This window comes from Streptomyces sp. NPDC044061 (assembly GCF_056434305.1).
Window position 1 is genome coordinate 72,085 of sequence record NZ_JBWKFL010000019.1, and the last position, 8,195, is coordinate 80,279.

General features: G+C 72.3%; 6 protein-coding genes. 5 read left to right on the forward strand and 1 reads right to left on the reverse strand.

Annotation, left to right across the window (positions count from 1 at the left end; genetic code table 11):
• Positions 1–67 precede the first annotated feature (67 nt).
• Both AC07CM_RS29335 and AC07CM_RS29340 read left to right on the forward strand, forming a co-directional pair.
• Complete coding sequence (locus tag AC07CM_RS29335) at positions 68–1,210, forward strand: serine hydrolase domain-containing protein (protein WP_478879455.1); 1,143 nt, start codon at positions 68–70, stop codon at positions 1,208–1,210.
• Positions 1,211–1,324: 114 nt separating this feature from the next.
• On the forward strand, positions 1,325–2,557 hold the full coding sequence (locus tag AC07CM_RS29340) for a cytochrome P450 family protein (protein ID WP_478879456.1): 1,233 nt from the start codon (positions 1,325–1,327) through the stop codon (positions 2,555–2,557).
• Positions 2,558–2,675: 118 nt separating this feature from the next.
• Here the strand turns inward: AC07CM_RS29340 and AC07CM_RS29345 are convergent, their stop codons facing one another.
• On the reverse strand, positions 2,676–4,217 hold the full coding sequence (locus AC07CM_RS29345; protein WP_478879457.1) for a helix-turn-helix domain-containing protein: 1,542 nt from the start codon (positions 4,215–4,217) through the stop codon (positions 2,676–2,678).
• A 1,063-nt stretch (positions 4,218–5,280) separates the two neighbouring features.
• On the opposite strand from AC07CM_RS29345, the gene AC07CM_RS29350 reads away from it, so the two are divergent.
• The 3 genes from AC07CM_RS29350 to AC07CM_RS29360 all read left to right on the forward strand — a co-directional run bounded on the left by AC07CM_RS29350 (position 5,281) and on the right by AC07CM_RS29360 (position 8,125).
• Positions 5,281–5,901: an L-threonylcarbamoyladenylate synthase gene (locus AC07CM_RS29350; protein ID WP_478879458.1), complete on the forward strand. Its 621-nt coding sequence runs from the start codon at positions 5,281–5,283 to the stop codon at positions 5,899–5,901.
• A 118-nt stretch (positions 5,902–6,019) separates the two neighbouring features.
• The gene (locus tag AC07CM_RS29355) at positions 6,020–6,775 is read left to right on the forward strand and encodes a dienelactone hydrolase family protein (RefSeq protein WP_478879459.1); all 756 of its coding nucleotides are present in this window, start codon (positions 6,020–6,022) and stop codon (positions 6,773–6,775) included.
• Positions 6,776–6,937: 162 nt separating this feature from the next.
• Positions 6,938–8,125, forward strand: coding sequence for a glycoside hydrolase family 64 protein (locus AC07CM_RS29360; RefSeq protein ID WP_478879548.1), 1,188 nt, complete (start codon positions 6,938–6,940; stop codon positions 8,123–8,125).
• Positions 8,126–8,195: the final 70 nt, after the last annotated feature.

The window sequence follows — 8,195 nt, forward strand, 5'->3', positions numbered from 1 at the left end:
TGTTGGCGGGACACCCCTCCCCGCCTCTCCTGCCAGCCCCCCCCTCGGGGGGCCCCCACCGCCCTCCGTGCACGCCGCGTTCGCCGCCGACTCGCCGAGCCCCACCCCCTCGGGCGCGGACGTCCGCACCCTCACCCCGGACGTGGCCCGCCAACTCGACGCCGCCGTGCAGCAGGTGATGCGCGAGGCGAACGTGCCGGGCGTGACCGTCGGCATCTGGACGCCGGACCGGGGCAGTTACGTCAGCTCCTTCGGTGTCGCGAACAAGAGCAACGGCCGGCTGATGACGCCGGACCTGTACATGCGGATCGGCAGCGAGACGAAGACGTTCACCGTGACGGCGCTGCTGCAGCTGGTGGACCAGGGCAAGGTGGGACTGGACGATCCGATCGGCAAGTACGTGGACGGTGTGCCGAACGGGGACACGATCACGCTGCGGGAACTGGCCGGCATGCGCAGCGGGCTGTTCAACTACTCCGAGGACGACGACTTCTTCAAGGCGCTCACGTCCGACCCGCAACGCCCTTTCACACCCCAGGAGTTGCTCGCCTATTCCTTCAAGCACCCGGTGCTGTTCCCGCCGGGACAGAAGTTCTTCTACTCCAACACCAATCTCATCCTGCTCGGTCTGGTCGTCGAGAAGGAGAGTGGTCAGCGGCTCGGCCACTACATCCAGCAGAACATCCTCGACCCGGCCGGCATGACGCACACGCTGTTCCCGGCCGGCGCCGAGTTCCCCGCCCCGCACGCGCAGGGCTACACGAACCAGACGGCCAACGGCCAGGTCGCGGACACGGCCGACTGGAACCCGTCCTGGGGCTGGGCGGCCGGCGCGATGATCTCGAAACAGGACGACCTGCGGCTGTGGGCGCGTACGGTGGCGACCGGCCAATTCCCGGACGGCAGGTGGATGATCAGTCCGGCCACGCAGAAGCAGCGGCTCATCACGCCTGCGACGCCGATCCCGGGCGCCGGGTACGGGCTGGGCATCTTCAACGTCCAGGGCTGGATCGGCCACAACGGCTCCCTGCCCGGCTACGAGTCCCTGACCGTCTACCTCCCGTCGGCGCGGGCGACCCTCGTCGTGCTGCTCAACACCGACATCGACCACAACGGCCAGGAGCCCAGCACCCTGTTCGGCGAGGCGATCACGAAGATCGTGTCCCCGGCCCACGTCTTCAACCTGCCGGCCGAACCCGCGGCCAGGTGACGTGCAGGTCCGACCGGTTTCGGCCGAGGCGGGAAACGCACTGTTCGCGCACGCCCGATGACGGTGTGTACTGAAGCAGACCGTCTCGCGAGAGCCGACCAGCCAGGAGCCGTCGTGACCGTCACCGACCGCATCCCGCTCGACCCGTTCGGCACCGACATCGTGGCGGAGAGCGCCCGGTTGCGCGCCCTCGGCCCGGTCGTCCCCGTCGAGCTGCCCGGCGGCATACCCGCCTGGGCGCCCACCGGATACGACGTCCTCAAGGAACTGATCCTCGATCCGCGGGTGAGCAAGGACGCGCGCCGGCACTGGCGGCTGTGGGCGCGGACCGCCGAGCACCCGGCCTGGAGCTGGATCGTGACCTGGGTGGGCGTGGTCAACATGCTCTCCACCTACGGTCCCGACCACGCAAGGCTGCGCAAGCTGGTGGCGCCGAGCTTCACGCACCGGCGCACCGAGGCGCTGCGCCCTCGGGTGGCGGCCATCACCGACGGGCTGCTGGACGCGCTGGCAGCCGAGGGCGCCGACGGCCGGGTGGTCGATCTGCGAGCGGGGTTCGCCCATCCGCTGCCCATGCGCCTGATCTGCGAACTGCTGGGCGTGCCCGACGAGCTGCGCGCGGACGCGGCCCGGCTCATCGCCGACATCTTCGACACCTCCGACCCGAGCCCGGAGCTGGCGGCGTCGGTGCAGGAGCGGATCGGCACGGTGCTGGGGGCGCTGCTCGCACACCGGCGAAAGGATCCGGGCGACGATCTCACCACGGAGCTGATCCGGGTCCGGGACGAGGACGGTGACCGGCTCTCCGACGAGGAACTGCTGCACACGCTGCTGCTGGTGGTCGGCGCCGGGTTCGAGACGACCGTCAATCTCATCGGCAACGCGGTCGTCGCCCTGCTGACCCGGCCGACGCAGCTGGCGGCGGTGCGCTCCGGCGGCGCCGGCTGGGCGGCGGTGGTGGAGGAGACCCTGCGGGTGCACCCGTCGATCGCCGCGCTGCCGCTCAGGTTCGCGGTCGCGGACCTGAAGGTCGGTGGGGTGACGATCCCGGCCGGGGACGCGATCATCACGACGTACGCGGCCGCGGGTCTGGACCCGGCGCACTACGGGCCGGACGCGGCCGGCTTCGACGTGGCACGCGGCGCCGACGACCATCTGGCGTTCGGGGTGGGTGTGCACCGCTGCATCGGCGCTCCGCTGGCCCGCATGGAGGCTCTGACGGCGCTGCCCGCGCTGTTCGCCCGCTTCCCCGGGCTGCGCCTGGCCGTCGGCCCCGGCGAGCTGCGGCACGTGCCGTCGTTCATCGCCCACGGCTGGCGGGAGGTGCCGGTCCGGCTCGGAGCCTGAGACGCGCGCGGGGCTCCGACCGGTCCCCCGTTCCGGTCGTGCCCCGCGGACTGCTGAACTTACGTGCGGGACGGCGCCATGGGTATCGCGGCCGTGCCCTTTCCCCGGTGGCGAGGGCTCAGTCGTGCACAGGCGCGTCCGGTTCGCCCCGGTACACCCCGCCGAGCGCCGGAACGCCGAGGGCGCCGGCGGCCAGATGGGCGAGAACGACCTCGAACAGGTCGCTGCCCATCGCCAGCAGCTGGCGTTCCAGGACGGGTTCGGCGGCCCGGACGTGCTCGCGCACGGTCTGGGCGTGCACGCCCAGGTCACGGGCCGTGCGTTCGGCGTTGGAGTCGGCGGCGATCCAGGCGCGCAGGGTGCCGCGCAGATCGCGGCCGTCGCCGTCGAGGCGGCCGAGGAGGTCGTGGGCCCAGGCGCCCAGCGCGGTCGAGGCGAGCAGGTCGCCGAGGCGGACGGAACCCTGCGGGTGCGCCGCCGTGCCGTCGGGGTCGTACGGGCCCTGGGTCGCCTCCGTGCTGAGTGCGAGGTGGGCGGCCGCGCGGGTGGTGAGGTCGGAGAAGTCGGTGCCGAGCAGCGCCTCGACGCGGTCCATGCGGGCGCGGACGGTGTTGCGGCTGACGCCGAGCACCTTGGCCGCGCTGACCGCGGTGAACTCGAGGCCCAGCCGAGTGGTGGCGAGGAGTTCGGCGCGGACGTGGTGGGGCAGCCGGTCGAGGGGACGCAGCAGGCCGGCGGACCAGGCGCGCAGCGCGTCCGGGTCCATGAGCCGTGCGGGGCGGGTGCGTTCGGCGTACACGGCCGCCTGGTCCGGGCGGAACCGGGCGACGGCGAGGGCGCTGATGGCCTGTCCGTAGGCGACGGCGGTCCGGGCGAGGCGCTGGCGCAGGCTGCCGCCGATGAAGGTGTCCCGCCGGCCGTCCACGAGGGAGCGCAGCCGCTCCCCCGCAGCCGTTCCGGGACTGACGACGATCACGTGGCCGTCCATCGCTGGGCAGCGCACGACGAGTGCCTCGCCGTCGGTGAGGTCCGCGCAGGCGTCGGCGAGCGCGTCCCGCTCGGCGGGGGAACCCTCGACGACGTAGACGTGGGCCGAGTCCTCTTCGAGCAGGCCGGGCCACAGGCCGGCGGCGACCCGGCGGGCGGAGACGGTGTCCTCCACCATCAACAGCTGCAGGATGGCCAGCCGCAGATCGGCCGTGGCCCGGCGCAGCCGGCGCCCGGCGTCCGTCAGCTCCCGTTCGCGCAGCAGCAGTTCGAGGACGCTCGCGGTGCGGTTGACGATCTCGGCGGCGCGCCGGTCGAAGGGTTCCGGACGGGCCACCGCCAGCACCGCGCCCGCTGCCGGGCCTTGTCCGGGCTGCCGTATCCCGACCATGCGGACGTGGCGTTCGCCGTCCTCCAGAGCGGCCGAGGAGATCCGGCCGCCGACCACGTCGGCGAGGACGGTCTCGTCGAGCGACAGGCGTTCACCGGCGAGGAGGCCGCCGTGCGCGTCCTGGAGGCAGACCGTGGCCCCCACGGCCGGCCCGAGCCAGCCGACGACCCGGCGCGGTTCGCGGCCCGCGGGACGCAGATGGTCCAGCAGTTGCTCCGCCCAGGCGCTGTCGGTGTCGTGCGGCTGCTGGGCGTGGGGGCTCTCGTCGGCTCGGCCGGCCACGTCGCCCTTCTCCTCGTCGTCGGGTTGACCTCGGCTTTCGAACCTGGACGTTACCCCAGGACCCCGAGGTGCCCCGCACCTGTCCCCGCTGCCGCCGGGCACGGCTCCGCCGGCGGCCCTGGGGGGGTGGACCGCCGGCGGAGACACCGCAACCCGGAGCGGGGGGACGGCCCCGGGTGCCTCATCGGTCGGATGCCCCGGAATCGAAGGCAAACACCCAGTGGTTCGGGGACACCCGGCGCGACTTCCTCTGGGAGTATGCGGCGCGGCTTCCTCAGGGGTATCCGGCGCGGCTTCGTCAACCGACTCCCGGCCCGGACTCCTCACCCGGCATCCGGCACGTACCCCTCACCCGGCATCCGACGCGACTTCGTCAACCGACTCCCGGCCCGTACTCCTCTCACGGCATCCGGCCCGGACTCCTCACCCGACTTCCGGCCTGGCTTCCTCACCCGGCACCCGCCCCGGGTTCCTCGGGGCCGGTCCGTCGGCCTCCGGGGCCGGTCAACGGCACATGCCGGCCGCCGCGAGGACCGCGCCCAGCAGGCAGAGCACGCCGGTGACCACGGCGGAGGCGTGCAGGCCGTGCGGGAACGTCCACCCGCCGCCCGTACGCAACGGCGGACTTCAGCAGGGCCGGCATGCTCGCGGAGACCGGTCGACACCCGTCGCCACGGCCTCCTCGGCCTCCTCGGCCTCCTCGGCCAGGCTGCCCGGCCAGGGCCAGCCGAACACGCCGGCGCCGGTGAGTTCCGTCCGCAGGGTGGCGCCGACCCGGGCGACTGATGACGGAGACCAGGAGGGAGATGCCGAGCGCGCCGCCGATCTGCAGGGTCGTGGCCTGGAGCCCGCCGGTCACCCCGCCGTCCCGCACGGGCGCGTGGCCGACGGCGGCGTCACGGGACGCGGACAACACCGTGCCCACGCCGATGCCGAGGGCGACGAACGGCCGCCGCACGGTGGCGCAGGCGGTGACGCGTATACCGATGGTCGGGGCGCGGCTTCTCGCGACAGGCTCCGGGAGCTGCGCCTGCCGCAGCCCGCGACGGCATAAGCTCGGCAGATGGCGAAGTACTTCGACGTGCACCCCGAGAACCCGCAGCCTCGCAGCATCGGCCAGGTCGCCGACGCGGTGCGGTCGGGGGCGCTCATCGCATACCCGACCGACTCCTGCTACGCGCTCGGCTGCCGCCTGGGCAGCCGGGACGGCATGGACCGGATCCGCTCGATCCGCCGACTGGACGACCGGCACCACTTCACACTGATGTGCCGGGACTTCGCCCAGCTCGGCCAGTTCGTCCATGTCGACAACGACGTGTTCCGGGCCGTGAAGGCGTCCACCCCCGGCAGCTACACCTTCATCCTCCCGGCCACCCGCGAGGTGCCGCGCAAGCTGCTGCACCCCAAGAAGAAGACGGTGGGTGTGCGCATCCCCGACCACGTGGTCACCCAGGCCCTGCTGGCCGAGCTGGGCGAGCCGCTGCTGTCCAGCACGCTGCTGCTGCCGGACGAGGAGGAGCCGATGACCCAGGGCTGGGAGATCAAGGACCGGCTCGACCACACGGTGGACGCGGTGGTCGACTCCGGGGACTGCGGCACCGAGCCGACCACGGTGGTGGACTTCTCCAGCGGCGAGGCGGAGATCGTCCGGCGCGGCGCGGGGGACACCACCCGCTTCGAGTGAGCGGGCGGACCGGGCGGGCGGGTCGGAATGGATCTTGCGTGACAGCATGGGCCGTGTCCGCGGCGCCGAGGGGCACCCGCCACCCGACGCCCATCGTGCCGAGGAGGGCCCTCTCACCATGACCCATGTACAGGGATCAGCCGTCGACGTCCCGGCCGCCGACGGCGTCGCCGACGCCTATCTCGCCCACCCCGCCGACGGGAACCCCCGTCCGGCCGTGCTGTTCTACCAGGACGCCTACGGGTTGCGGCCGCACCTGAGGTCGATGGCCGACCGGCTCGCCGGCGCCGGCTACACCGTCCTGGTGCCGAACGTGTTCTACCGCCGGGGCCGAACCCCGGTGCTCGAGCTGCCCGAGTTCATCGACCCGGGCGCCGACCCGACCATCTGGGAACGTCTCGGCCCGATCGTGTCGTCGCTGACGCCGGACCTGATCGAGCGGGACGCGGAGGCCTACCTGCGGTGGCTGGCCGACAGCCCGTTCACGACCGGCGGCCCGGTCGCGATCACCGGCTACTGCATGGGTGCCCGGCTCGCCGTCTGGACGGCGGCCGCCCACCCCGACCGGGTCGCGGCGGCGGCCGGGTTCCACGGCGGGCGGCTCGCCACCGACGACCCGCGAAGCCCGCACCGGGCGGCCGCATCCATCACCGCCGAGCTGTACTTCGGGCACGCGGGCGACGATCCGTCGCTGCCCGAGGAGCAGGTCACGCGCTTCGAGGAGGCACTCACCGCGGCCGGGGTGCGGCACAAGTGCGAGGTCTACGAGAACGCGCAGCACGGTTACACCCAGGCGGACACCCCCGCCTACGACCCTGAGGCCGACGAGCGTCACTGGGCGGCTCTGCTCGACCTGCTCGAGCGGACCATCTGACCCCGCGCCTCGGCGCCCGCCGGACGGTGGGTGCCGAGCGGATCTCGTCCAACACATTGACATGCACGCGTCTCCGCATGACTCTGAGAGCGCTCTCAAACAGGTACGGACCAATTTCCGTACGACCCCGACCCCACACGGAGGTGGAGAGTGCTCCTCAGCATCACACGCCCGGCGCTGCCCCTGGCGGCCGCCGCGGCCCTGGTCGGCGGCCTCCTCACGCTGACCGTCCCGGACACCGCCGGCGCCGCCGTGCCGGACACCATCCCACTGAAGATCACCAACAACTCGGGCCGCTCCGACCCGGTGTACGTCTACGACCTCGGCACCCAGCTGTCCTCGGGACGGCAGGGCTGGGCCGACGCGAACGGCACCTTCCACGCCTGGCCGGCGGGCGGCAATCCGCCGACTCCCGCACCGGACGCGGCGATCGCCGGTCCGACCGCCGGGCAGTCGAAGACGATCCGGATACCGAAGTTCTCGGGCCGGATCTACTTCTCCTACGGCCAGAAGCTCGACTTCAGGCTCACCACCGGCGGACTGGTGCAGCCGGCCGTGCAGAACCCCTCCGACCCCAACCGGAACATCCTGTTCAACTGGTCGGAGTACACGCTCAACGACGCGGGGCTGTGGCTCAACAGCACCCAGGTGGACATGTTCTCGGCGCCCTACGCGGTCGGCGTGCAGCGGGCCGACGGGAGCGTGAGCAGCACCGGGCACCTCAAGTCCGGCGGTTACACCGGCGTCTTCGACGCGCTGCGCGGGCAGCCGGGCGGCTGGGCCAACCTGATCCAGACCCGTTCCGACGGCACCGTGCTGCGCGCGCTCTCGCCGTTGTACGGCGTGGAGACCGGGGCTCTGCCCGCCAACGTGATGGACGACTACGTCAACCGGGTCTGGCAGAAGTACTCGACGTCGACCCTGACGGTCACGCCGTTCGCCGACCAGCCGAACACGAAGTACTTCGGCCGGGTCTCGGGGAACGTCATGAACTTCACCAACTCCTCCGGCGCCGTCGTCACCAGCTTCCAGAAGCCGGACGCGTCCAGCATCTTCGGCTGCCACAAGCTGCTGGACGCGCCCAACGACAACGTCCGCGGCCCCATCTCCCGGACGCTGTGCGCCGGTTTCAACCGCTCGACACTGCTGACGAACTCCAGCCAGCCGGACACCTCGGCCGCGAACTTCTACCAGGACGCGGTGACCAACCAGTACGCCCGCAAGATCCACGCGCAGATGGCGGACGGCAAGGCGTACGCGTTCGCCTTCGACGACGTCGGCCACCAGGAGTCGCTGGTCAACGACGGCAACCCGCAGCAGGCGTACCTGACCCTGGATCCGCTGAGCTGACATGCCGCGGGCCCGCACCCGGCACCCGTCGGTTTTTGGGGGCACGGCGGGGGGGGGTCACCGGTTGTCA